16 protein-coding genes are annotated in these 25,174 nt (G+C 74.5%); 4 read left to right on the plus strand and 12 right to left on the minus strand.

All coding sequences use genetic code 11. The features are described 5' to 3' along the window. The coding region (locus tag E9549_RS12845) for a bifunctional UDP-sugar hydrolase/5'-nucleotidase (protein ID WP_236826933.1) at positions 1 to 1,744 on the minus strand (1,744 nt) is incomplete at its 3' end. A gap of 196 nt (positions 1,745 to 1,940) precedes the next feature. Here E9549_RS12845 and E9549_RS12850 point away from each other — a divergent pair. Further along, positions 1,941 to 4,565: an ExeM/NucH family extracellular endonuclease gene (locus E9549_RS12850; protein WP_236826934.1), complete on the plus strand. Its 2,625-nt coding sequence runs from the start codon at positions 1,941 to 1,943 to the stop codon at positions 4,563 to 4,565. A 34-nt stretch (positions 4,566 to 4,599) separates the two neighbouring features. Here E9549_RS12850 and malQ read toward each other — a convergent pair whose 3' ends face one another. Beyond that, a complete protein-coding gene (malQ, locus tag E9549_RS12855) occupies positions 4,600 to 6,429 on the minus strand; it encodes a 4-alpha-glucanotransferase (RefSeq protein ID WP_236826935.1) in 1,830 nt (609 codons plus the stop codon). A 136-nt stretch (positions 6,430 to 6,565) separates the two neighbouring features. Here malQ and E9549_RS12860 point away from each other — a divergent pair, with 136 nt between their 5' ends. From E9549_RS12860 to E9549_RS12870, 3 genes are all read left to right on the plus strand, one after another. Next, entirely contained in the window at positions 6,566 to 7,609 is a 1,044-nt protein-coding gene (locus E9549_RS12860; protein WP_236826936.1) for a TIGR03885 family FMN-dependent LLM class oxidoreductase, read from the plus strand. Continuing rightward, positions 7,606 to 9,285, plus strand: coding sequence for an alpha-amylase family protein (locus tag E9549_RS12865; protein ID WP_236826937.1), 1,680 nt, complete (start codon positions 7,606 to 7,608; stop codon positions 9,283 to 9,285). The genes E9549_RS12860 and E9549_RS12865 overlap by 4 nt, the downstream gene beginning before the upstream one ends. A 152-nt stretch (positions 9,286 to 9,437) precedes the next feature. Continuing rightward, positions 9,438 to 10,019, plus strand: a complete 582-nt coding sequence (locus tag E9549_RS12870) for a hypothetical protein (protein WP_236826938.1) — start codon at positions 9,438 to 9,440, stop codon at positions 10,017 to 10,019. 44 nt (positions 10,020 to 10,063) lie between these two features. On the opposite strand, the gene E9549_RS12875 is transcribed toward E9549_RS12870, so the two are convergent. From E9549_RS12875 to E9549_RS12920, 10 genes are all read right to left on the minus strand, one after another. Continuing rightward, positions 10,064 to 10,828 (minus strand): sulfite exporter TauE/SafE family protein, encoded by a 765-nt coding sequence (locus tag E9549_RS12875; protein WP_236826939.1) that lies wholly within the window; start codon positions 10,826 to 10,828, stop codon positions 10,064 to 10,066. Then, complete coding sequence (locus E9549_RS12880; RefSeq protein ID WP_236826940.1) at positions 10,825 to 11,604, minus strand: sulfite exporter TauE/SafE family protein; 780 nt, start codon at positions 11,602 to 11,604, stop codon at positions 10,825 to 10,827. The genes E9549_RS12875 and E9549_RS12880 overlap by 4 nt, the downstream gene beginning before the upstream one ends. 83 nt (positions 11,605 to 11,687) lie before the next feature. Next, a complete protein-coding gene (locus E9549_RS12885) occupies positions 11,688 to 12,077 on the minus strand; it encodes a universal stress protein (RefSeq protein WP_236826941.1) in 390 nt (129 codons plus the stop codon). A gap of 204 nt (positions 12,078 to 12,281) precedes the next feature. After that, a complete protein-coding gene (locus E9549_RS24185; RefSeq protein WP_236826942.1) occupies positions 12,282 to 13,061 on the minus strand; it encodes a 4'-phosphopantetheinyl transferase superfamily protein in 780 nt (259 codons plus the stop codon). Continuing rightward, positions 13,058 to 14,146, minus strand: coding sequence for a 2,3-diaminopropionate biosynthesis protein SbnB (gene sbnB, locus E9549_RS12895; protein ID WP_236826943.1), 1,089 nt, complete (start codon positions 14,144 to 14,146; stop codon positions 13,058 to 13,060). Before sbnB ends, E9549_RS24185 begins: the two co-directional genes overlap by 4 nt. Continuing rightward, complete coding sequence (locus E9549_RS12900; RefSeq protein ID WP_236826944.1) at positions 14,143 to 15,138, minus strand: TauD/TfdA family dioxygenase; 996 nt, start codon at positions 15,136 to 15,138, stop codon at positions 14,143 to 14,145. The genes sbnB and E9549_RS12900 overlap by 4 nt, the downstream gene beginning before the upstream one ends. A 22-nt stretch (positions 15,139 to 15,160) precedes the next feature. Continuing rightward, positions 15,161 to 17,689 (minus strand): amino acid adenylation domain-containing protein, encoded by a 2,529-nt coding sequence (locus E9549_RS12905; RefSeq protein WP_236826945.1) that lies wholly within the window; start codon positions 17,687 to 17,689, stop codon positions 15,161 to 15,163. Continuing rightward, the gene (locus tag E9549_RS12910; RefSeq protein ID WP_236826946.1) at positions 17,686 to 20,736 is read right to left on the minus strand and encodes a Pls/PosA family non-ribosomal peptide synthetase; all 3,051 of its coding nucleotides are present in this window, start codon (positions 20,734 to 20,736) and stop codon (positions 17,686 to 17,688) included. Before E9549_RS12910 ends, E9549_RS12905 begins: the two co-directional genes overlap by 4 nt. A 46-nt stretch (positions 20,737 to 20,782) precedes the next feature. After that, a complete protein-coding gene (gene sbnA / locus E9549_RS12915) occupies positions 20,783 to 21,892 on the minus strand; it encodes a 2,3-diaminopropionate biosynthesis protein SbnA (protein WP_236826947.1) in 1,110 nt (369 codons plus the stop codon). A gap of 581 nt (positions 21,893 to 22,473) precedes the next feature. Continuing rightward, positions 22,474 to 25,032, minus strand: a complete 2,559-nt coding sequence (locus E9549_RS12920; protein ID WP_236826948.1) for an RNA helicase — start codon at positions 25,030 to 25,032, stop codon at positions 22,474 to 22,476. Between the last annotated feature and the right edge of the window lie 142 nt (positions 25,033 to 25,174).

Genomic DNA, 25,174 nt, shown 5'->3' on the forward strand with positions numbered 1-25,174 from the left:
CCGTGGCGCTGACGACGCCGCCGAGGTCCTCGACCAGGTAGGTCTCCAGCGCCTCCTGGTAGGTCACCGGCAGGACGGTGAACGCGACCCCGTCGAACGGGTAGCCGTCGCCGCCGCGGAGCAGGAAGTCGATCGTGGCGACCGGGATGGTCTCCAGCGCACCGGTCGGCACGCCGCCCTCCACGAGCGCGGTCCCGTCGTCCAGGACCAGGTCGACGACCCGCGAGCCGACCGGCTGGGTCACGTCGTAGGTGACCCGGTAGCCCGCAGCCTGGGCGAACTGGCCCGCCGCGCCCGGCAGACCGGACAGTCCGCGCTCGACGCCGGCGATGAAGGTCTCGACCGGCATGGCCGGGGCGACGCCGACGAAGTTCGAGAACGGGAGGACCGTGTAGGTGTCCAGGGCGGTGATCTCCCCGGCCGGGATGACCGCGGCGTTGCGGATGCCGCCGCCGTTCTGCAGGGCGACGACCGGAGGCGTGACGCCGGCCGCGGCGGCCTCGCGCCGGCCGGCGGCCAGGAGGGCGTCCGTGGCGAGGTTGCCCAGGTTGGTCTCCCGGCTGCGGACGTCGTCGCGGATGCCGTTGAGGTCGACCTGCGAGGTGGCCACCACCTGCTCGGCGAGGTCCGCGACGTACTCCTGCACCGGCTCGACGACCCACCGGTTCACCGCGTAGTTCGCCGGGACGGCGTCCGGGCCCTGGGCCGCCACCGGGAGGACGCGCGAGGCGTCGTCGTGCACGGTGACGACCTCGCCGGCCGCGTCGAACGACACGACGAGGCGCCCGACGTAGCTGTAGAGGGCGGCCGTCGTCACCACGGGCAGGACCTCGCCGTCGGCGTCGGTCGGGGTCAGCGGGTAGGAGCCGAAGACGTCGGTGCCGTTGGGGACCAGCGGGTCGCCCTCGTCGGCGAGCAGTTCGTGCCCCCCGCCGCCGATGATGACGTCGACGCCGCGGAGCTCGGTGGCGAGCGCCACCTCGTTCTCGATGTCCTGCAGGTGCGAGACGAGCACGACCTTGTCGACGCCGGCGGCCTCGTACGCGGCGGCCTGGGCGTTCGCGATCCCGGCGAGGTCGGGGTCGATCGTCACGTCGCGGGAGCTGGTCAGGCGGGCGAGGTCCGGCGTGGTGAGCCCGATGAAGCCGATCTGCTCCCCGCTCTCCTCGACGACGTGCGAGGTGACGACGGTGCCGTCGGCCACGCGCGCCAGCAGGGCCGGCTCCTGCTCGAAGCCGAGGTTGCTGGACACGATCGTCGTCTCCGGGCGGATGTCGCCGATCCACTCGGCGAAGAAGTCCGGGCCGAGGTCGAAGTCGTGGTTGCCCGGGATCGAGACGTCGAAGCGGGCGGCGTTGAACGCGGTGGCGTCGTAGATCCGGCGCCCGGACTCCTCGCTGGCGGCCAGCTGGGGGCCGGGGAGGAAGTTGTCGCCGGCCGAGACGGTGACCACGCCCCGGTTCTTCGCCGCGCCCTCGGGCCGCGGGCCGGTCAGGGCGAGCATCTGCTGCCGGCGGATCAGCTCGACGAAGCGGTCGGCCCCGCCGTAGGTGCCGCCGTCGTCGGCGGTCACCGGCAGCAGCGCCGACTCGAGGTCGTTGGCGTGCAGCAGCGTGAGGGTGAAGTCGGGGCGGGGATCCTGGGCGGGCGCGGCGGTGGCGGTCCCCGCCAGGGTGCCGCCGGCCAGCGAGGCCACGGCCACGGTCGCCACGACGGTGCCGCGGCGCAGGTGCTTCAGAGACATGACGCTCCGGGGTGGTTGGGGGAGCTTGCCCGGGGAGCGTCACACCGGCGGGTGAACATGTCGTGACCGCGTTCCGAAATGTGACATATCCCATAGGGACCGGTCCGTCACGTGCCGGTCACCTTCCGTGGTGCCGATCGTCACCCGATCGGCTTACCGTTCGCGCGTCTCCCCGTCCCTCCGGAAGGACTCCTCCGTGCTCGTACGCACCGGCGGTCCGCGCCTCCTCGCGCGCCGAACCGCCCTCGGCACCCTCGCCGCCTCCGTGGCCGCGGTGGGCCTGCCCGCCGTCGCCTCGGCGGCGCCGCCGACCACCCCGTTCATCTCCGAGATCCACTACGACAACGACGGCACCGACACCGGCGAGTTCGTCGAGGTGCACCTGCCCGCGGGCACCACGTCCGAGGGGCTGTCCGTCGTCCTCTACAACGGCAGCAACGGTGCCTCCTACGGGGCCATCGAGCTCGGGGAGGCGACCGCGCCCGCGGATGCCCCCGCCGTCGTGGCCGTCGACGCCCCGGGCCTGCAGAACGGCGCACCGGACGGCGTCGCGCTGGTGCGCGGCACCGAGGTGCTGGAGTTCCTCTCCTACGAGGGCACCGTCACCGCCGCGGACGGGCCGGCGGCCGGGCTGGCCAGCACCGACATCGGCGTCTCCGAGGGAGGGGCGACGCCGGTGGGGCAGTCGCTGTCCCGGACCTACGACGCGGCGGCCGACGCCCTCGTGTGGAGCGACCCGGCGACCGCCAGCCGGGGCGCGGTCAACCCCGCGGGCGCCGCCGAGCCGGAGCCCGAGGAGCCGGTCGACGTCTGCGCGACGGCGCCGACGCACGAGATCGGGGCGGTCCAGGGCCCGGGCGCGGAGACCCCGCTCGCCGGGCAGCAGGTCACCGTCCGCGGCGTCGTCGTCGGTGACCTGGAGGGCTTCGGCGGCTTCCACCTGCAGGACGCCGACGGCGACGGCGACGCCGCGACCTCCGACGGCATCTTCGTGTTCAGCGACGTCGCGGTCGACCTCGGTGACACCGTCGCCGTCACCGGCCAGGCGCAGGAGTACTTCGGCCAGACGCAGATCAGCTCCCGTGAGAACGCCGCGGTCTGCGCCGAGGGCACGGCGGACGACCTGCCCGGCGCCGCGCCGCTGGACCTGCCCGCCGGGGACGCGGAGCGCGAGCGGCTCGAAGGCATGCTCGTCGCGCCCGTGGACACGCTGACCGTCAGCGAGGTCTTCGACCTCACGAGCTTCGGCGAGCTCACCCTCTCCGAGGGCGGCCTGCTGGTGCAGCCGACCGAGCTCGCGCGGCCCGGCACCGCCGCGGCCGAGGCGGTCGTGGCGGAGAACGTGCTGCGCCGCATCGTGCTCGACGACGGCGTGAGCGCGCGGGTGACCGCCACCACCCGCCCCTACCTCACCTCGGAGACGCCGGTCCGGGTCGGTGACGAGCTCGAGTTCACCGAGCCCCTCGTCCTCGGCTACGGCTTCGACCAGTGGCGGCTGCAGCCCGCCGACGGCACCGCCGACGGCGTCTTCGCCCCGCAGAACACCCGGCCGGCGGCCCCGGAGCAGGTCGGCGGCGACGTCCGGCTCGCCGCCTTCAACGTGCTCAACTACTTCCTGACCTTCGGGGAGCCGGGCCGGGGTGCGCGCGACCCCGAGCAGCTCGAGAAGCAGGCCGGGAAGATCGTGCCGGCCATCGAGGCCCTCGGGGCCGAGGTCGTCACCCTCATGGAGATCGAGGACAGCGACGCCACCGGTCTCACGCCGGGCGACGCGGACACCGCGCTGGCCGACCTGGTGCGCCGGCTGAACGCCGCCGCCGGGTACGACAAGTGGGACTACGTGCCGCTGCCCGACGAGCTCTACGCGGTCGACCGCGACGTCATCCGCAACGGGATCATCTACCAGGGCGACGTCGTCCTCCCGGTGGGCGAGCCCGCGGGGCTGGTCGACGAGGACGTGTGGGACAACGCCCGCGAGCCGCTCGCCCAGACCTTCGTGAAGGACGGCGACGCGTTCACCGTCGTCGCCAACCACTTCAAGTCCAAGAGCCCCGGCGAGCCGACCGGCGACAACGTGGACTCCGGCGACGGCCAGGGTGCCTGGAACGGTGACCGGGTCCGGCAGGCGGCATCGCTGGCGCAGTTCGCCGAGCGGCTGCGTGCGGAGAGCGCCGACGAGGACGTCGTGCTGATGGGCGACTTCAACGCCTACAGCGAGGAGGACCCGATCGTCCTCCTCGAGGGGGAGGGGTACGTCGACCTCGGTCAGCAGTTCGACCCGGGCCGCTACAGCTACGTGTTCGACGACCAGTCCGGCTCGCTGGACCACGCGCTGGCCACGGCGGAGCTGGCGGCGAAGGTCACCGGCGTCGCGCACTGGAACATCAACGCGGTCGAGTCCTTCGCCTACCAGTACTACGGGGACCCGGCGCTCTACGCCGCTGACCCGTACCGGTCCAGCGACCACGACCCGGTGGTGGTCGGCGTCGACCTGGAGGAGCGCTGCCAGGGCCTGCTGCCCACGATCCGGGGCACCGAGGGCCGCGACAAGCTCAGCGGCACGGAGGGCCGCGACGTGATCATGGGCCTCGGTGGGGACGACGTCATCCGCGGCCGCGGCGGCGACGACGTCGTCTGCGGTGGCGCCGGCGACGACCGCATCGCCGGCGAGAACGGTGACGACGTGCTGTCCGGCGGTTTCGGCGACGACCGGCTCGACGGCGGGAACGGCAGCGACGTGCTGATCGGCGGGCCGGGCACCGACCGCCTCGACCAGGGCCGCGGGGAGGGGACCGCCGAGCAGGAGGGCACGGAGTCCTGACCCGCACCCGCACGTGACGCGCGCCGGTGCCGTGTCAGCCCTTCCGGACCCCGTCGGCCAGGGTCCGGGCCACCGTCCGCAGCAGCGGGTGGGCCGGCAGGTCCTCCACCGCCACGGGCAGCGGCAGCGACCAGTTGGGCCGGTCGTCGGCGCCCGGCATGTTCGGCCGGCGCTGCTCACCGACGGCGTCGTCCAGCGTCGCCGACAGCAGCAGCGAGGGGGCCTGCGCCAGGAGCTGGTGGGCGCGCTCGACCGCCTGCTCCACGCTCGCGTCGTCGCTGAGCCCGGGCAGGTGCGCCAGCAGGGAGCCGCGGCCCCGCTCGAGCTCCTCCTCCGTGCCGGTCCCGTGCTCCCGCTGCTCGTCGACGTCGGCCTCCGTCCACAGCCCCGCCACGGTCGGCAGGTCGTGCGTGGTGATGGCGGCCATCGCCTCGGCCGGCCACTCGGCGGGCTCGTCCTCCTCGAACCAGAGCAGCCGGTAGGACAGGACGCCGTGCTCGGCCATCGCCTCGCGGACGCCGTCCTCCACCGTGCCGAGGTCCTCCCCGACGACGAGAGCGCCGGCGCGGTGGCTCTCCAGCGCGACGATGTTCAGCAGGTCCTCGGCCGGATAGCGGACGTAGGCGCCGTCGGCGGCGCTGCCGCCGGCGGGGACCCACCACAGGCGGAACAGCCCCATCACGTGGTCGATCCGCAGGCCCCCCGCGCCGGCCATGGTGGCCCGGATGGACTGCACGAAGGGCTCGTAGTCGGCGTCGCGCAGCCGCCACGGGATCAGCGGCGGGGAGCCCCAGTCCTGCCCGGCGGAGTTGAACGCGTCCGGGGGTGCGCCGACGCTCACGCCGTCGGCCAGCACCTCCTGCCAGGCCCAGGCGTCGGCGCCGCCACCGGCGAAGCCGATGGGCAGGTCCTGGATGACGGTCATCCCGGCGGTCGCCTCGGTGAGCTGGAGCTCCAGCGCCCACTGCAGCCAGGCGTGGAACGCCACGACGGCGCCGTGCCGCTCGGCGTACCCGGCGACGGCGGGCGCATCGGGGCGGCGCAGCTCCGGCGGCCACGTGTGCCAGTCGGCGCCGTGCTCCTCGGTGATCGCCGCCCACGTCGCCCAGTCCTGCAGCGTGCGGCCCTGCTCCTCCCGCCAGCGGGCGAACGCCTCACCGCCGCCGTGGGCGAAGAAGATCCGCATGAGGACCTCGCGCTTGCGGGCCCACACGGAGTCCCGGTCGATCAGCGCCCCGTCGGACAGCGCGCGCCCGGCGTCGGCCTCGAGGTCGACGGCATCGGCGCCGGGTACCTCCCCGACCCGCAGGTAGAGCGGGTTGCGGAAACGGCGGGTGGCCGGCAGGTAGGGGCTGGCCTCCTGGGTGGCGAGGGGCGCGACCGCGTGCAGCGGGTTGATGAGCAGGAACCCGGCGCCCTGCTCGGCGGCCATCTGCCGCAGCGTGCGCAGGTCGCCGAGGTCGCCGATGCCCCAGCTCTCCCGGCCGCGCGCGGCGTACAGCTGCACCGCCCAGCCCCAGGCGCGGTCCTCGGGCAGCCAGCACCGGCCGGGGGAGACGATCAGCCGCCGGCGCGGGCCCTCGGGCGCCTGCAGCCAGTGGTAGCCGAGCGGGAAGTCCGGCGGCAGCTCGCCGTCGACGTGCCGCACCTCGCCGTCCTCGCAGACGACGTCGGCCTCGTCGACCTCCAGCGCGTCACCGGGGCGGGCGACGATCGGCGCCCGCTCCTCCAGGTCGGCCGGTGGCTCGCCGATGACGGCGCGCAGCGTCTCGATCGTCTCGCGGGCTACCTGGTGTTCCTCGTCCAGCGCGTCCAGCCAGCTGGCATCGATGCCCCAGTCGTCGGTCGTCGGCTTCGTCGTCACCTGTCGATCCTCGCCGGGTGCGCCCGGGCGCGCAGTCCGGGCCGTGGTGGCGTTCCTCTCGGCCGGCGGCCCCGGCCCGCCGACCCGGGCGCGCGCTCGTCTGGCCGGGCGACCCCCGCCCCGGTAGGCATGGCCCATGCCGGTGATCGGGTTCCACAACTCCCACGAGCAGATCCACCCTTCCGCGCTGCTGGACGCCGTCCGGCACGCCGAGGAGGTCGGCTTCACCGCCGCGATGTGCTCCGACCACCTCACCCCGTGGAACCCGCGGCAGGGCGAGTCGGGGTTCGCCTGGTCCTGGCTCGGCGCGGCGATGGCGACCACGTCGCTGCCCTTCGGTGCCGTGAACGCGCCCGGCCAGCGCTACCACCCGGTGGTCGTGGCCCAGGCGATCGCGACGCTGGGTGCGATGTTCCCCGGGCGCTTCTGGGTCGCGCTCGGCAGCGGCGAGGCGATGAACGAGCACGTCACCGGTGACGCCTGGCCGCGCAAGGAGGTCCGCGACGCCCGGCTGCGCGAGTGCGTCGACGTGATCCGCCGGCTGCTCGCCGGGGAGGAGGTCTCCCACGACGGCCTGGTCACCGTCGACCGTGCGGCCATCTACACGCTCCCCGACCCGCAGCCCGCCCTGATCGGGCCCGCGGTGAGCGTGGACACCGCGCGCCGGCACGCCGACTGGGCCGACGGGCTGGTCACCATCAACCAGCCGCACGAGAAGCTGCGCCAGGTGGTCGCCGCCTACCGGGATGCCGGCGGCCAGGGCGACCTCGTCCTCCAGGTGCACGTCTCCTGGGATCCCGACCCCGACCGGGCGCTGGCGATCGCCCACGACCAGTGGCGCAGCAACGTCTTCCCGCCGCCGCTGTGCTGGGACCTCGACAGCCCGGAGGCGTTCGAGCAGGCCAGCGCGCACGTGGCACCGGAGGACATGCACGGCCCCGTCCGGGTCTCCGCCGACCTGGGGCAGCACGCGGCCTGGATCGCCGAGTACCTGGAGCTGGGCTTCGACCAGGTCTACCTGCACCACGTGGGCAAGGAGCAGCGGCCGTTCCTGGACGCGTTCGGCGAGCGGGTGCTACCCCAGTTCGACCTGGAGCGCCCGGGCCCGGTGGCCGCCATCGACCCACCCGGGCCGGCGGAGAACCGCCGCCCGCGCGTCGAGCCGGTGCCGGCGCCGTGAGGATCACCGACACGAGCGACCTCTGGTGGAAGAACGCCGTCGTCTACTGCCTGGACGTCGAGACCTACATGGACTGGAACGGCGACGGCGTCGGCGACCTGCAGGGCCTGGCGCAGCGGCTGGACCACCTCGCCGACCTCGGCGTCACCTGCCTGTGGCTGATGCCCTTCTACCCGACGGCCGGGCGGGACGACGGCTACGACATCACCGACTACTACGGCGTCGACCCCCGGCTCGGCGACTTCGGTGACCTCGTCGAGGTGATCCGGACGGCGAACGACCGCGGGATGCGGGTGATCGCCGACCTGGTGGTCAACCACACCTCCGACCAGCACCCGTGGTTCCGGTCGGCCAGGGAGAGCAAGGAGTCGCCGTACCGGGACTTCTACGTGTGGCGCGGGGACGAGCCGCCGGACACCAGCGACCAGGTGGTGTTCCCCGACGCCGAGGGTGGCATCTGGACGCACAGCCCGGAGACCGGTGAGTGGTACCTGCACCGCTTCTACTCCGAGCAGCCGGACCTGAACGTGGCCAACCCGAAGGTGCGGGACGAGATCGCCAAGATCATGGGCTTCTGGCTGCAGCTGGGGCTCTCGGGCTTCCGGGTCGACGCCGTCCCCTTCCTCCTGGAGACCGCCGGGATCGACGAGGAGTCCGCCTCCCGGTTCCCCGACCCGCACGAGTACCTCCGCGCCCTGCGTGCCTTCCTCGGCCGGCGGACCGGCGCCGGCGTGCTGCTGGGCGAGGTGAACCTGCCCTTCGAGGAGCAGGTGCGCTTCTTCGGCGGCGGGGACGGCGACGAGCTGACCATGCAGTTCGACTTCAACACCATGCAGCGCACGTACCTGTCGCTGGCCCGCGGCGACGCCGGGCCGCTCGCCGCCTCGCTGTCCGCCCGACCGGCCATCTCCTCGGACAGCCAGTGGGCGACGTTCGTCCGCAACCACGACGAGCTGACCCTGGACAAGCTCTCCGACGACGAGCGCGCGGAGGTCTTCGCCGCCTTCGGCCCGGAGCCGGAGATGCAGGTCTACGACCGGGGGCTGATCCGGCGGTTGCCCCCGATGCTGTCGGGGGACCCGCGCCGGGTGCGGATGGTCTACAGCCTGCTGTTCGCCCTGCCGGGCACCCCGGTCCTGTTCTACGGCGAGGAGATCGGGATGGGGGAGGACCTCTCGGCCGGCAGCCGTCTCTCGGTGCGCACCCCGATGCAGTGGACCGGCGCCGCCAACGGTGGCTTCTCCCGCGCTCCGGCCGACGAGCTGACCCGGCCGGTCGTCGACGGCGGGTTCGGGCCCGAGTTCGTCAACGTCGCCGACCAGCGTCGCGACCCGGAGTCGCTGCTGTCCTTCATGAAGCTGCTGATCCGGCGCTACCGCGAGTCCCCGGAGCTCGGGTGGGGGGAGTTCACCGTCCTGGAGCAGCCGCACCCCTCGGTGCTGGCCCTGCTCTGCACCTGGGACGACGCCGCCCTGGTCACCCTGCACAACCTGGGGTCCGAGCCGCGGACGGTGCCGCTCACCGTGCCCGGGTGCGACAGCCGGCACCGCCTGGAGGACCTGCTCATGTCCTGCTCCACCGAGCTCGGGGACGACGGCGGCGCGGAGGTGGCGCTGGAGGGCTACGGCTACCGCTGGCTCCGGGTGGTCGGGGAGGATAGCCGCCGGCTGCTCTGAGCGCGGCGGTCGCCGGCTGCGCGCGTCCGGTCACCCGCTGACCGGGGATCCGGCCTCCCGGGCCGGTGAGGGATGGGCCACGCCGTCCGCGCGGGGTGTCCTGCGCGGCGGCCGGGGCGGTTGTGCCTAGCGTGGCCGGTGAGGTGAGTGCGATGAGCGAACGTGACCAGACCATGTCCCTGCCCACGCCCGGGCCCGACGGCGCCGGGGCCCCGTCCGGCGGGGCGAGTCCCAGCGGGGCCACCGCCGGTGGCACGCCACCCGGCGGGGCGGCGGGGGCCGCGCCGGTGCCGCCCGTGCCCGAGCCGACCCCGGTGCCGGGAGGGGACGCGCCGCCCGCCGGGCACCCCACGGCCCCGGTGGGCGTGCGGCCGGCGCCCCGCAAGCCGCGGCGCGGCCCCATGACGGTGATGGGCCCCTGGGCGCCGGTGGCCGGGGGGCTGCTCGGCCTGTTCCTGGGGCTGGTCGCCGTCCTGCTGCTGGCCGGGTCGGCGGACACCTTCGCCGACCGGCTGGCGCTCGTGTTCGCCGTCCTGGGCCTCGGGCTGCTCGGCGCCGCCGGCGTCCTGCTCGCCGACGAGGTGCGGATCGTGCGCCAGCGGTCCCGGGAGGCAGGGGTGCGCCCGCAGTGGGTGGAGGCGACGGCCGGGCTGGTGAACGGGCTGACCCCCGCGCGGCTGCTGCTGCTGGTCAGCGCCTTCGTGCTCTTCCTGTCCGCCTACGTCGCCCGCTGAGCGGGACCGCCGGCCGTGGTCGTTCCCGACCACGGCGGGCGGGCTCAGAGGTAGGCCTGGATCCCCAGGTGGACGGCGAGCCCCAGCCCGGCCAGGGCGATGACCGTGCGGAGGGCCGTCTGCGGCGCCCGGCGCACCACGCGGGGGCCCAGCCGGCCACCGAGGAAGAAGCCCATCGCCAGCGGCAGCGCGGCGGCCCACGCGACGTCGGCCAGGAAGGCGAAGCCGAGGGCGGCGACGCCGTTGGCGACCCCGAGGACGACGTTCTTCATGGCGTTCCCGCGCGGCAGCCCTTCGCCGGTGGAGAGCAGGTACAGGGCCAGCAGCAGGACGCCTGCTGCCGCCCCGAAGTAGCCGCCGTAGACGGTCACCGCGAACGTGCCCAGCGCCAGCCAGCGCGGGTCGTGGGCAGCGGCGTGCCGGGCCCCTTCGGCGGCCAGCTCACGAGGTGGCCGCTGCACGAGGATGGCCACCGAGGCGCCGGCGATCAGCCACGGCACGATCCGCTCGAACGCGTCCGGCGGGGTGAGGAGCAGGAGGACCGCACCGGTGACGCCACCGGCCACCGCCGCCACCAGGAGCGGCCGCAGCCGGCGCGCCTGGCCGTGCAGCTCCGGCCGCGACGCGCTCACCGAGCCGACCGCGTTGAGCACCAGGGCCACGGTGTTGGTGACGTTGGCCGTGACCGGGGGCAGCCCGGTGGCCAGCAGCGCGGGGTAGCTCACCAGCGAGGCGAGCCCCGCGATGCTGCCGGTCAGGCCGGCCCCCACCCCGGCGGCGAGGAGGAAGAGGAACTCGGGCACGGTCATCCGCCGAGGAGCACCCCGATCGCCACCACGCCCAGGACGACGATCGCCGTCCGGAGCAGCGGCTCGGGCAGCCGCCGGCCGTAGCGCGAGCTGACGTACCCGCCCAGGAGCGAACCGGCGGCCAGCAGGCCCGCCGCCGACCAGACCACCCGGTCGGTCGCGACGACGACGTAGGCCCCCGCGGCCACGCCGTTCACCGTCAGCGTCAGCACGTTCTTGAGCGCGTTCAGCCGGTGCAGCGGCTCGCGGAGCAGGAGCCCGAACAGGCCGATCTGGATCACACCCTGGCTGGCCGCGAAGTAGCCGCCGTACGTGCCGGTCAGGTAGGCGGTGCCGAACAGCGCGGTCCGCCGGCCCGGGCCGATGCGCAGCTCCGGGGCACCCGCCGGGTGCCGCCGGGCGATCCGGCGCTTGACCAGCGGGTGCACCGCGACGAGGACGACGGCGACGGCGATCAGCACCGGCACCACCGCCTCGAAGGCCGCGGCGGGCAGGTGCAGGAGCAGGAAGGCGCCGGTGAGGCCACCGAGGACCGACGCCGGGACCAACCCGAGCAGCAGCCGGCCCTGCCCGCGCAGCTCGCGCCGGTAGCCGATCGCGCCGGTGAGGTTGCCGCCGACCAGCCCCAGCGAGTTGCTGATCGTGGCCGGCACCGGCGGCAGGCCGACGCCGAGCAGCACTGGGAAGGAGACCAGCGTCCCCGAGCCGACGACGGCGTTGATCCCGCCCGCGGCGAACCCCGCGGCGGCGACCGCCACCATCTCCGCGCCCGTCATGCGTCCATCCCGACGAGACTGGCACGCCTGGCACGGCCCCCGCTCGCGCGGGGGCCGTCGATCCGGTCACACCGGGGCGGGCGTCAGGGCTTGACGGCGAGGACCGGGCGGTCGGCGTCGAGCAGGATCCGCTGGGCGCTGCTGCCCATGAGCAGCTTGCCGACGGGGGAGCGCTTGCGCAGCCCGATGACGATCACCGAGGCGTCGACCTCGCGCGCCACGCGGAGCACCTCGTCGGCCACCTCGCCCTCGCGCGTGACCTGCCGGACCTCCACGGCGACGCCCGCCTTCTCGGCCCGGGCGCCGATGTCGCGGAGGGTGTCCTCGTCGGCGACCTCCACGCTGACCGGGGCGCCTCCGCGCGCGGAGTTCAGCACCAGGAGACCCTCGCCGCGGCGCGCGGCCTCGGCGATGCCGGCGTCGAGGGCCGCGCGGGCCTCCGGGGTGGGGACGAATCCGACGAGGACGGTCATACGGGCTCCTTGGCAGGACGGTGGGCGGTCGCCCGTCGACGGGCGACCAGCCGGGACAGCAGGGGACCTGGGACGACGATGAGCACTACCGCGAGCAGTGTCCCTGAGATCGGCCGGGTGAGAAAACCGGCGGGGTCGCCCGCGACGATCGGCTCCGACCTGCGCAGGGCGCTCTCCGGCAGTGGTGAGCGAGGACGGCCGCCGCTAGCCGCAGCGGCGCAGCAGCGGCCCGGCGTCGTGCTCCACGACCCGTGGGGCCGCCGGGCCGAGCACCGCCACGGTGCCGACGAAACCGGCGGGCGCGGCGAGCGCCGCGAGGGAAGGGGCCGGCACGTCCCCGTTCCCGGCACCCCAGCGCAGCAGGTGCGGGGGGAACGCGGGGGAGGAGACGACGATGTCGTCCAGCGGCGCCGAGAGCCCGGCGCCGGTCGCCTTCACCGCGGCCTCCTTGCGGGTCCAGTAGGTCGTGAACACCTCGGCGCGGGTCCCGGCCGGCTGCCGCGCGAGCACCGCCCGCTCCTCCGGCGCGAGGACGAGGCGGGCGACGTCGGTCAGGTCGGCGTCCGCCCACGCGCCCACCTGCTCGATGTCCACGCCCACGGGGGCGTCCCGGCCGACCGCGACGACCGCCCGGTTCCCGGCGTGGGACACCGACACGTGCAGCCCCACGTCGCCGAGCAGGCGCGGCTTGCCGTGCCCGCCCCCGCACGCGAGGCAGGTCCGGTCGATCCGGAGCGCCTCGGGCGGGAGGCCGGCGAGCCCGCCCAGCACCAGGCGGGCGACCGCCCACGCCGCCGTCGTCCGCCGCCGGTCCGCGGGACGGTGCAGCCGCCCGCGCCGAACGACGTCGTCGGGGTCCAGCAGGTCGTCGTGCCCGGCGTGGACCTCGTCGGTGTCGATCCACCAGACCTGGCAGCTGCCGGGTGCCAGGTGGGGGAGCGCGCCGACCGCCGGGCGGGCCGCGGGGGCCGCGGATGCGCTCACCCGTGCCTCGTCAGCTCGCTGAAGAAGTCGTCCACGACCCGCAGGCCGCCGCTGTCCCGCACGGCGTCGTGGACGAACCGGCCGACCGCCAGGTCGAGCACGCCGAGGCCGAAGGGCGAGAAGACGACGGTCCGGTCGGGCGGGACCTCCACCCGACCGTCGAGGACGTCGGCCAGCGTGCCGTCGAGGAAGTCCCTGCTGCCGGTCAGCTGCTCGGTCAGGTGCGGCGAGGTCTCGGCCTTCAGGCAGTGCTCGACGTCGTCGACGACGTTGGTGGCCTCGAGCAGCACCGCGGGGGCGAGGTCGCGCAGGGACACGTGCAGCACCACCGGGGCGTGCCCGAACCACGCCGGGTCGTGCACGTGCGGGGTGCCCGCGACGGTGGCGAAGACGAGCAGGTCGCTGCCCCGGACCACCGACTCCAGGTCGTCGTGGACGGTGACGTGGCCGGGGGTGCCGGAGCGGTCCAGGTAGCCGCGGAACCCCTCGGCGCTGCCCCGGTCCAGGTCGTGGACCCCGACCTCCTCGAAGGTCCACCCCGTGGCGGCCAGGTAGGTGTGCACGTAGCGGGCGATCAGCCCGGCGCCGACGAACCCGGCGCGCCGGGGCCGTGGCCGGCCCCGGCTGAGCCGCTCGGCGGCCGCCGCGGCCGACGCCGCGGTCCGCGCCGCGCTGATGATGGAGGACTCCAGGCAGGCGTACGGGTAGCCGGTCGCCGGGTCGTTGAGGATCAGCACCGCGGAGGCCCGGGGCAGCCCAGAGGACACGTTCCCGGGGAAGCTGGAGATCCACTTCAGCCCGTCGACGGGCGCGTCGCCCCCCAGCGACGCCGGCAGGGCGATGATCCGCGACGCCGGCCGGTCCGGGAAACGCAGGAAGTACGACGGCGGGTTGACGGTGGCACCGGCGCCGTGCAGCCGGTAGGTCTCCTCGACCAGCGCGACCACCTCCCGCTCCCTGCCGTGCAGGACCGACGCGACCTGGGCGCCGGGCACGATCGCGAAGGGCGGCGGCAGGGCCGGCCCCGGTCCGGGCAGGTCGGCCGACGACGGCAGGGGCGACGGCGCGCTGCGGACGTCGGTCACGACGCACCTCCCTCGGTGGTGCCGGCGGCGTCGACGCGGACGGGGTCGGTCAGCGCGACGACCACCTCGCGCGGGCCGGTGAAGGGCTCGCGGCTGTGGGCGGTGCGCAGGTTGTCGACCAGCAGCAGGTCACCCGCCTGCCACGGTTCCCGCCGCGTGTGGGCGTCGTAGACCTCGTTGATCGCGGCCACCTCCTCCGGCCCCACCGGGCTGCCGTCCCCGAACCGGGTGGTGAACGGCAGGTTGTCGGGCCCGTACTCGTCGACGAGGAAGTCGCGCACCTCCGGCAGCAGCGTCCACTCGCTGAGGAAGGCCATCTGGTTGAACCAGCAGCGCCGGCCGCCGACCGGGTGGGTCACGACGGCGGGACGGTGCTGCCGGGTGCGCAGCGTGCCGCCGGGGCGCCACACGGCCTCGATCCCGGCACCCCGGCAGTAGGCGTCGACCGCGGCGGGGTCGTCGGTGCCGAACGCGTCGGCCCACGACGCGCCGATCTCCTCGCTGTAGGTGCGCTCGAGCACCCAGCCGTGCCGCTCGGCGCGCGCCCGCAGGTCCGGCGGCAGGTCGGCCAGCACGGCGGCGGCGTCCGCCACGGCGGTGGCCCCACCGGTCTCCGGAGCGGTCAGGCAGCCGAAGAGCAGCAGGCCGGGAGGAGCGGACGTGTAGCTCAGCTCGTGGTGCATGCACATCGGCTGGTTCGCCGGCCACGGCGTCGACGGGTACGCGCCGTCGGCGTCCGCGGTGCGCGCGGCGAAGGCCTCGCGCTCGGTCATCGGCCCGGAGCCGAGCCGGCCGGCCAGCAGCGCGACGTCCGCCGCCGTCCGGATCGCCAGCCCGCGGACGAGCAGGACGCCGTGCTCGGCCACCAGCGCCCGGACGGTCCCGCGGTTCTCGGCGCCCCACCGCCCCGGGTCGTCGGGGGCGACACGCAGGACCGGCAGCGCCCCCGGGGCGAGCCGGAGGTCGGGGGGCACCGTGGGGGCGGCGGACATGGCGGGTTCCTTCCGGGAGGGGTCAGCGCGCGGGAGCGGCGGACGCCGCGCGTTCGTCGAGCAGGGCGGCGAGGTCGGCGAGAACGGGCGTGCGCGTGATGTCGCCCAGCGACACGGCCCGGTCGAGGGCGGCGGCGAGCCGGACGACGGACAGCGACGTGCCGCCGGCCTCGACGAACGAGGTCTCCCTGCCGATGCGCTCGACGGGCACGCCCAGCAGGTTCGACCAGAGGGCGGCCAGGCGCTGCTCCGTCGGGCCGGTGGGCGTCGAGGCCTGCGGCGCCGGGCGCAGGTCGGCGGCGAGCGCCGTGAGGGCCTTCCGGTCCACCTTGCCGTTGGCCGTCAGCGGCAGCTCGGGGCGGCGGCAGAAGAGGGCCGGCACCATGTAGGCGGGGAGAGCGCCGGCCAGCAGGTCGGCGAACCCCTGCTCGGCTCCGGAGGGCCCGTCGCCGGTCCAGAAGGCGACCAGCCGGGCGCTGCGCCCGCTCCCGGTGACGACGACGGCGGCGTCCCGGACGCCGGGCAGCCGGAGCAGCGCGTTCTCGACCTCCCCGAGCTCGATGCGGAACCCGGCCACCTTCACCTGGTGGTCCTGCCGGCCCAGGTACTCGAGCTTGCCGTCCGGCCGCCACCGGCCCTGGTCACCGCTGCGGTACAGCCGGTGCCCGGGCCGCAGCGGGTCGGGGAGGAAGGCCCGGGCGGTCCGCTCCGGATCGTTGACGTACCCCCGTCCCACGCAGACCCCCGAGAAGGCGATCTCACCCGGTGCGCCCAGCGGGACGGGCCGCAGGCGGTCGTCGAGCACGTAGACGGTCACGTTCTGGACCGGCCGGCCCAGGGGCACCCGGTCGCCGTCCGGCGGGCGGTGCAGGATCTCGTGGTTGGTGTCGTCGGACGTCTCGGTCAGGCCGTAGGCGTTCACCAGCGGCACGGTCGGCAGCACGTCGAACCAGCGCTGCACCAGCTCCGGCTTGACCGCCTCGCCGGTCACCGAGACCACCCGCAGGTCCGGCAGGTCCCGCGGCCGCTGCTGCAGGTGGGCCAGGACGACCTCCAGGTAGGACGGCACGACCTGGAGCACGCTGATCCGGCGCTCGACGAGGGTGTCGACGAAGCGCCCGATGTCCAGGACGACGTCCTGCGGGACGAGCACGGTGCGTCCGCCCACCAGCCAGGCCCCGAGCAGCTGCCAGAGGGAGATGTCGAAGCACTGCGGCGCGGTCTGCGCCACGACGCTGTGCTCGTCGAGGCCGAGATCGGTGATCTTGGCGAGCAGGTGGTTGAGCATGCCCGCGTGCTCGCACATCGCACCCTTGGGTTCCCCGGTCGAGCCGGAGGTGAAGTAGAGGTAGGCCAGCCCGGTCGCGGGCACGGCCACCGGCCGGGCGACGACGGGATCGCCGGAGCAGACGGCCCCCAGGTCGAGGGCGCGGACGGCGGGCAGGTCGGCGAGGGCCGCGTCGAGCGAGCCGCGGCTGCCCTCCTCGGTGAGCACCAGGCGCACCCCGGCGCGGCCGAGGGCCGAGGCGATCCGGGCGGGCGGGAAGTGCGGCTCGAGGGGCAGGTACGCCCCGCCCGCCTGCAGCACGCCGAGCACTGCTGCGGCCCACTCCGTCGAGCGCTCGGTGACCACCGCGACGACGTCCTCGCCCGCGAGCCCGGCGTCGAGCAGGGCAGCCGTGACCCGGTCGGCCCGGGCGGCGAGCTCGGCGTAGGTCCAGCGCGCGTCCCCGCGTTCGAGGGCGACCGCATCCGGTCGCTCGGCCGCCTGCCTGCGGACCAGCTCGTGCGGTCGCTCAGCCGGCAGCGGCCGGCGGGGGCCCGCGAGACCGTGCACCTGGTGGTCGAGCTCGGTGCCGGACAGCAGCGTCGCCGCACCGGGATCGGCGTCCGGATCCGTGGTCAGCGCGGTCAGCGCCGCGCGGTGGTACCCGGCGATGCGCCGGCCGGCGGAGGCGTCCAACACCTCGGTGCGGTGGCGCAGCCGCAGGACGAGGCGGCCGTCCCCCGCCTCGACCTCCAGGCGGAGCACCGATCCGGGGGAGGGCGGCCCGGGCCGGCCGGCCGGGTCGAACTCCGCCTCGCTGACCGGCCCGGTGGTGCCCAGCTCGGCGCGGACGTCGTCCACGGGGTACCCCGCGGCGGCCCGCAGGGCGAGTTCACGGGCGCCGACCTCGGCCACGAGGGCTCGCCACGACGGCGCGGTGGCCGGGAGCACGCACGGCAGCCCCACCGGCCCGGTCACGTACGACGTGACCACCTGCGCCTCGCCCGACAGGGCGGCCAGCACGCGCGCGTGCGCGGCGAGCGCGAGGGTGCGCAGCGGAACGGCGAGCTCGGTCGCCAACGCCCGCAGCCGCGCCGTCGTGGGCCCGTCGACCTCGAGGTCGACGACCGCGACGCCGGCGGACCCCGGGGCCGCCCAGCGCGGCAGGCTCGTCGTGCCGCCGGCCAGCAGCACGTTCCGCCAGTAGCGTCCGGCGGGGTCGTGAGCGCGACGTCCGGCCTCGTCGGGCGGGTCGCTCCGTGCCGGTTCGTGCAGGGCCGTCATCGGGACCTCCGGGTCGGACTGCCTGGGGATGCGCGGTGCCGGCCGCGGCCCACGCTCGCCGCCGTGAGGGCCGGGACCAGTCCGGCCACCGCGACACCGCCAGCGGCGGCGCCGGCGCGGTGCCGGGCGGGTCCCGTCGCGGGAGGACGCCCGTCGGCGGCCGCGCGGCTCGTGGGCTCCGCGGGGATCACGATCGCCGGGCCGCGGAGGTCCGGGGAACCACGGGACGCCCCCGGCGCCGCCGCCGCGGGCCGCCCAGCGCCGTCCCCGGCCGCGGCGACCGGCGGGTCGAGGACCTGGACCGCCGGATTGCCGCTCCAGACCGCCCCGGCGGGCACCTCCTCGCCCTTCATCAGGAACGCGTCCGCGGCCAGCGCGGAGTTCTCGCCCATCGTCACCCCGTAGTGCACCCATGCGCCGACGCCGACCGTGCAGCCGGCCCCCAGCGTGATGGCCCCGGACTTGAAGGCGCTGTCCTCCTGCGAGTGGCCCTGGACGGTGGCGCCGGCGTTCAGCGTGCAGCCGTCGCCGAGGGTCACCAGGGACCGCTCGGGCATCCCGCAGCCGTCGTCGAAGAGCCGCCGGGCGCCCCGGACACCGAGCAGACGCCATATCAGGCCCTTGACCGGGGTGCCGTTGAAGACCTCGGGGTGCGCGTGCATCTTCCAGAAGCGCTCGTGCCACCAGAAGTACGGGTCGTAGATGGAGACGGTGCGCGGCCGGAGGGGGCGGAAGCGGGTGGAGAGGCGCTCCAGGAACACCCCCCAGGCGGTCGTGAGCAGCAGGGCGAGCACGGTGGAGGCCGCGAACACCACGGAGCCGAAGCGCGGGTAGAGCTCGGCGGCGACGAGCGTGGCGCCGAGGACGAGGAACAGGTTGGACCAGCGGGCGAGCAGGAAGAGCAGGATGGTCCGCAGGTTGTACCGGTTCTTCCGCCGGAGCAGGGCCGGCACCTGGTCCTCGGGCGGGAGCAGGGCCAGGTCGCGGTCCACCGAGCGCGGGATCTCGAACGCCGGGGAACCGAGCAGTCCCACGTCGTGCCGCACCGGGCCGTGGACCGGCACGAGCACCTTGGTGGCCAGCAGGCAGTTGTCGCCGACACGGGCGCCGGACGGGTAGGTGATGGCGTTGCCGAGGAAGCTGTGCGCGCCGATCCGCGCCGGCGCCAGCGTGAACGACGTGCTGGAGAAGTCGGCGTTGACGATCGACAGCCCGTCGGCGGCCATCGTGCCGGTGCCGATCCGGACGAGGTACGGCGTCTCGTGCCGCACGCCGGTGCCGAAGTTCGACCCCGTCTGGAGCACCGGCGTCATCCGGTACCCGATCGCGCGCAGGTACCCGACGATGTAGGAGCTGTCGCCGAACAGCCCGGTCAGGAACTTCGAGTTCGTGGTGCGTGCGATCGTGCGCTGCAGGGAGTAGTGCAGGCCGTAGACGGGGTAGACCCGGCCCGGACGCAGGGGCAGGGCCAGCAGGCGCGGGACGGTGACCACGAACAGCGCCGACCCGAGCGCACCGCCGGTGAAGACGACCAGCGAGACCAGCAGGCAGCCCAGCCAGAAGCCGGCGTCCCCCGGCGTCCCCGGCGTGAGGTCGACGTCGAGCACCGGCAGGTCCGCGATGGCGGCGTCGAGCACCCCCACGGCCAGCGGCATGGTGAGCAGCGCCGTCGTGGCCAACTGCCCGAGCCCGTAGGCGAAACGCCTGGCGGAACCGCTCCGGCGGGGCGCGGCCGACCGGTACGAGGAGTCCGTGGGCGCGGCGGGGGACCCGTGCCAGGTCTGCCCGGACGGCACCGACTGGCCCTCGTGCAGCGACGACCGGTGGGCCAGCGTGGCGCCGTCCCCGAGCGACGAGCCGATGTCGAGCACCGAGCCCTCGCCGACGTAGGCGTGCCGGCCGATGGTGACCGGCCCGGTCTCGACGACCCCGTCGACCACGCGGTAGCAGGAGAGGAAGGTGTCCTTGCGGACCACCGCGCCCTCGCCGATCGTCAGCAGGTCCGTGCAGACGGGGATGGCCCGCGTCAGGACGAGGGTCCCGCGCCCGACGCGGGCGCCGAGCGCACGCAGGTACAGGCAGTACAGCGGTGACCCGGCGTACAGCCGGGTGACCAGACTGGTCCGCAGCAGGGTCTTGACCACCCAGAACCTCAGGTAGGGCAGGCTCCACACCCGGAAGCGCTCGGCCCGCCACCGGCCGACGAGGATCCACTTGGCCGCCACCGGGAACAGGGCCGCACCGGCGAACGTGGCCGCACCCACCAGCACCGCGCGCTGGTAGAAGGCGAACAGGTCCTCGCTGTCCACGACCCACTCGAAGCCGCGCAGGGCCAGGGCGGTGGTCGCGTACGTGTAACCCAGGAACGTCAGCGCCTGGAGGACGCCGCACAGCACGTAGCGCGGGCGCCCGCGGGCCGGGGCGAGCACCGCCGGGGGCGCGCTCGCTCCGGGCGTCCCCGACCGCGGGGCCGCCGTCGGGCCGGCGGGTCGGGCCTGTTCCGGCTCGACCGCCACCGGGGTGGGCGCCAGCGTCGATGCCAGCCCGGTGAGCGTCGGGTGCTGGTACACGGCCTTGATCGACACCGTCGGCAGGCCGGGCTGCTTGCGGACGCGGGCGCAGAACTGCGCCATCACCATCGAGTCCGCGCCCAGGTCGTCGAAGAAGTGGGCCTCCGGGTCGACCCGCTCGCGGCCGAGCACGTCGGCCAGCACCGACCCCAGCTGCTCGACCACCGGGGGGGTCGCGCCTGGGGTCACCGGGCCGCCGAGGGCGGTGGCGAGGCCCCGGACGGTGGGGTGCCGGTAGACGTCCTTGATGGAGACCCGCGGCAGCTCGGGATCCTTGCGGACGCGGGCGCAGAACTGCGCCATCACCATCGAGTCCGCGCCCAGGTCGTCGAAGAAGTGCGACTCCGGCGTCACCTCCGCCCCCTGCAGGCAGTCCCGCAGGAGACCGCAGAACGCGGCCTCGACACCCGTGGCCGCGAGGTCGCCCCGCGCGGGGACGGCACCGACGGGAGCGGCTGCCAGGGCCCCCGCCGTCACGGGGCCGCCGCCCGCGGTGTCCGGCCGGCCGGCCGTGGCCCGGTGCTCATGGCGCCAGCGCGCCCGTGGTCGGCTGGCCGACGGCGTCCGGGGTCGGTGTGCCGGCCGTGTCCGCCCACCGCGCGTCGTCGGTCGACACGGCCAGCGCCTCCGGCCCGTAGAGGGCCTCCACCCAGTTGGACTGGTAGAGCGTGTCCAGGTAGCGCTCGCCCAGGTCGGGCGCGATGGCCACGGCGGTGAGGCGGTCGGCGTCGTGCTCGGCCAGCCAGCGTCCGGCGCCGCTGACGACCGTGCCGGTGGAGCCGCCGAAGAGGAACCCGTGGCGGGCCATGCGGTGGCAGGTGCGCACGGTGTCGCACTCCTCGACCCGGACGACCTCGTCGACGTAGCTCTCGTCGAGCAGGGCCGGGCGGACGCTCGTGCCCAGCCCCGGGATCATCCTGCGTCCGGGGGGCCCGCCGAAGGTCACCGAGCCGACGGCGTCCACGGCGACGACCCGCACGTGCCGGTCACGGTCGCGGAAGTAGCGCGCGCAACCCATCAGCGTGCCGGTGGTCCCGGCTCCGACGAAGAGGACGTCGACGTCCGGGAAGTGCCGGGCGATGGCCGGTGCGGTGGTGCGGTAGTGCGCGCGCCAGTTGCCCGGGTTGGCGTACTGGTTCAGCCACACGTAGCGCCGGTCGGACGCGCAGAGCCGGTGCACGTACTGGATGCGTGCGCCGAGGAAGCCCCCGTCGTCCACCGGCTCGGTGACGACGTGGACCCGGCTGCCGAGAGCCTCCATCAGCCGGCGGGTGGACAGGTTGCAGCGCGGGTCCGTGATGCACAGGAAGCGCAGGCGCCGGCTTGCGGCGATCATGCTCAGCGCGACGCCGAGGTTGCCCGACGACGACTCGACGAGCACCGAGTCCTCCGTGAGGTGCCCGTCCCGGATGGCTGCGTCGACCATCTCGGCAGCCGCCTTGAGCTTGATCGAACCGGCGAAGTTGAATCCCTCGCACTTCAGGTGCAGCGGAGCACCGACGACTCCGGTGAGGTCGACGTAGAGGTCTTCGGTGTTGAAGGCTTCCGGAACGGCGACGATGCGTGGCGCGACGGAAGCCGGAGCGGAGGGGCGCGGGCCGCTGCCGGCACGCGGGACGGAGAGTGAGCTCATTACCGGTCCAAGGCTGATCGGGGGCAGCCCGCGGGGCCGATCGGGGCAGCCCGCGGGCGCTCGATGACGAGCGCGGGGGCTCGATGACGAGCGCGGGGTCGGTCGACGAGTCGGGGGGCGACCGTGGCACAGCGCGTCACGGCCGGTGGCGGATGCCCGGCCGTCCACAGGGAAACAGTGACGGAGAGTGATGCGCCCGCAGGCGCGATTACCGAGGGCGGGGCGCAGGACGACCGTCCTGGCCCACGGGTTCAGCAAGCACGAGGCAGACCTCCATTGGTCTGGACGACGATGCTCGACCGGTCGGTGACCTGCCCAGTTGCGGTGGCAGGGGCGGCAACGTCTCACCGCGCCGCGAACGGTGTCAAGGCCTTGCGAGCCCGTGACCTGCATGTGCTCACCGTGCTCGGTTCATCACCATGCCATTTTCGGAACTATTCCGGCGCGTCGGACGTCACGCGTTGTCACCCATCACGCGGAGTGACCGGTGCGCGCGGTCGCCCCACCTCCCGGCCGGGAGCGGCACGGCTGCGGGTGCGGTGAGGCGACCGCGCCGACGTGGCCCGCCCGGTGGGGACGGTCTAGTCCTTGCGGCCGGCGTCGACCAGCCGGATCACCGCGGCGCCCTCCTCGTCGGAGGCCTCCAGGTCGACCTCGACGTCGAAGCCCCAGTCGTGGTTGCCCTCGGGGTCGTCGACGATCTGCCGCACCCGCCAGGTGCCCGGCTCCGACCTGTCCCAGATGAGCAAGGCCGGGCCGCGGGCGTCGGCGCCGGTGCGCACCTCCTCGTGCTCCGCGAAGTAGGCCTGCACGACCTCGCCCCACCGGTCGGCGTCCCAGCCGGAGCCGGAGTCCAGCCCGCCCAGGTCGTACCAGCGGCGCCGGGCCCACAGCTCGACGCGGCGGAACAGCGCGTTGCGCACCATCGCGGTGAACGCCCGCTCGTTGCCGGTGAGCGGCCGCGGCCGGGCGGGGACGGCGACCTCGGCAACCGGCCCGTCGTCCGGGTTCGTCAGCGCCTCCCACTCGTCGAGCAGGCTGGAGTCCACCTGTCGCACCAGCTCGCCCAGCCACTCGACCAGGTCGGTGACCTCCTCGGTGCGCGCCGCCGCGGGCACGCCCGAGCGCAGCGCCTTGAAGGCGTCGGAGAGGTAGCGCAGCACGGCGCCCTCGGCCCGGGTGAGGCCGTAGGTGGTGACCAGCTCGCGGAAGGTGAACGCCCGCTCCCACATCTCCCGGACGACCGACTTCGGCGACAGCTGGGCGTCCGCGGCCCACGGGTTGCTCTGCCGGTAGACCTCGTAGGCGTGCCCGAGCAGCTCCTCCAGCGGCTTGGGGTAGCTGATCTCCTCGAGCAGCTCCATCCGCTCGTCGTACTCGATGCCCTCGGCCTTCATCTGCGCGACGGCCTCGCCCTTGGCCTTGTTCAGCTGGGCGGCCAGGATCTGGCGTGGGTCGTCCAGGGTGGCCTCGATGACGCTGACGACGTCGAGCGCGTAGGTGTCCGACCCCGGGTCCAGGAGGTCGATGGCGGCCAGCGCGAAGGTGGACAGCGGCTGGTTGAGCGCGAAGTCCGGCGGGAGGTCCAGCGTCAGGTCGTAGCGCCGGCCGTCGGCCTCGGGCTCGGGCAGCCGCTCCAGCACGCCGGCCTGCAGCAGCGACCGCGCGATGCCGATGGCCTCCCGGATCAGCCGCAGCTGCTTCTTGCGCGGCTCGTGGTTGTCGGTGAGCAGCCGGCGCATCGCGGCGAACGGGTCGCCCGGCCGGTCGACGACGTCGAGCACCATCGCCGTCGTCACCCGCATGTGGCTGGTCAGCTTCTCCGGCTCGCCCTCGACCAGCCGGTTCATGGTCGCCTCGCTCCAGGGCACCATGCCCTCGGGAACCTTCTTGCGCACCAGCTTGCGGCGCTTCTTCGGGTCGTCGGCGACCTTGGCGAACTGCTTGAGGTTCTCCACCTCGTGCTCGGGTGCCTGGACGACGACCGTGCCGGCGGTGTCGTACCCGGCCCGCCCGGCGCGGCCGGCGATCTGGTGGAACTCGCGCACCTGCAGCAGCCGGGTGCGGGTGCCGTCGTACTTGGACAGCGCCGAGAACACGACGGTGCGGATCGGCACGTTGATGCCGACGCCGAGGGTGTCGGTGCCGCAGATGACCTTGAGCAGCCCGGCCTGGGCCAGCTGCTCCACCAGCCGCCGGTACTTGGGGAGCATGCCGGCGTGGTGGACGCCGATCCCGTGGCGGACCAGCCGCGACAGCGTCGTCCCGAAGGAGGACGAGAACCGGAACCCGCCGATCATGTCGGCGATCGCGGCCTTCTCCTCCTTGCTGCACACGTTGACGCTCATGAGCGCCTGGGCGCGCTCCAGCGCCGAGGCCTGGGTGAAGTGGACGACGTAGACCGGCGCCTGCTTGGTGTCCAGGAGCTCCTGGATCGTCTCGTGCATCGGCGTCGTCGCGTAGTAGTGGTGCAGGGGGACGGGCCGCACGGCGTTGGCCACGAGCGCCGTGGGCCGGCCGGTGCGGCGGGTCAGGTCCTCGCGCAGGGACGTGACGTCGCCGAGCGTGGCGCTCATCAGCAGGAACTGGGCCTTCGGGAGCTCCAGCAGCGGCACCTGCCAGGCCCAGCCCCGATCGGGGTCGCCGTAGAAGTGGAACTCGTCCATCACGACGAGCGCGTCGGCGAGCTGTTCCGACTCGCCGCCCTCGCGCAGCGCGATGTTGGCGAGCACCTCGGCGGTGCAGGCGATGATCGGGGCGTCGCGGTTGACCGCGGCGTCGCCGGTGAGCATGCCGACGTTCTGCGCGCCGAAGACCCCGCAGAGGGCGAAGAACTTCTCGCTGACCAGCGCCTTGATGGGAGCGGTGTAGTAGCTGCGCCGGCCGCCGGCCAGCGCCGCGTACTGGGCGCCGGTGGCGACCAGGGACTTGCCCGACCCCGTCGGCGTCGCGAGGACGACGTTGGCGCCGCTGACCAGCTCGATCAGCGCCTCCTCCTGGGTCGGGTAGAGGGCGGTGCCGCCCGCCTCCGCCCACTCGGCGAAGGCCGCGAACAGCGCGTCGGGATCGGCGCCCGTCGCGCGCAGCGCGGTGAGGTCGCCGGGGTCGTCCAGCAGGGGAGGGGCGGCGGTGGTCGTCATCAGGAGGGACAGCGTGCCCGACGGGCTCCTGCTTCCCCGGACCCAGGCCCCACGGCGGAGTCGTGCCAGGCGGACGGTAACGATCCGGTAACGAGACCTGCGGTGAGGTGTGACATCCGCCGTAACCGGAGAGGAAGGTGAA

It is taken from the genome of Blastococcus sp. MG754426, assembly GCF_021699055.1.
GTDB lineage: Bacteria > Actinomycetota > Actinomycetes > Mycobacteriales > Geodermatophilaceae > Blastococcus.

What these genes read in the sequence shown, in the direction of transcription:
- E9549_RS12860 (WP_236826936.1), top strand. Translation starts at nt 6,566, where the DNA reads ATGCCGGTGATCGGGTTCCACAACTCCCACGAGCAGATCCACCCTTCC.
- E9549_RS12870 (WP_236826938.1), top strand. Translation starts at nt 9,438, where the DNA reads ATGAGCGAACGTGACCAGACCATGTCCCTGCCCACGCCCGGGCCCGAC.
- E9549_RS12875 (WP_236826939.1), bottom strand. Translation starts at nt 10,828, where the DNA reads ATGACCGTGCCCGAGTTCCTCTTCCTCCTCGCCGCCGGGGTGGGGGCC.
- E9549_RS12880 (WP_236826940.1), bottom strand. Translation starts at nt 11,604, where the DNA reads ATGACGGGCGCGGAGATGGTGGCGGTCGCCGCCGCGGGGTTCGCCGCG.
- E9549_RS12885 (WP_236826941.1), bottom strand. Translation starts at nt 12,077, where the DNA reads ATGACCGTCCTCGTCGGATTCGTCCCCACCCCGGAGGCCCGCGCGGCC.
- E9549_RS12900 (WP_236826944.1), bottom strand. Translation starts at nt 15,138, where the DNA reads ATGTCCGCCGCCCCCACGGTGCCCCCCGACCTCCGGCTCGCCCCGGGG.
- E9549_RS12905 (WP_236826945.1), bottom strand. Translation starts at nt 17,689, where the DNA reads ATGACGGCCCTGCACGAACCGGCACGGAGCGACCCGCCCGACGAGGCC.
- sbnA (WP_236826947.1), bottom strand. Translation starts at nt 21,892, where the DNA reads ATGAGCTCACTCTCCGTCCCGCGTGCCGGCAGCGGCCCGCGCCCCTCC.
- E9549_RS12920 (WP_236826948.1), bottom strand. Translation starts at nt 25,032, where the DNA reads ATGACGACCACCGCCGCCCCTCCCCTGCTGGACGACCCCGGCGACCTC.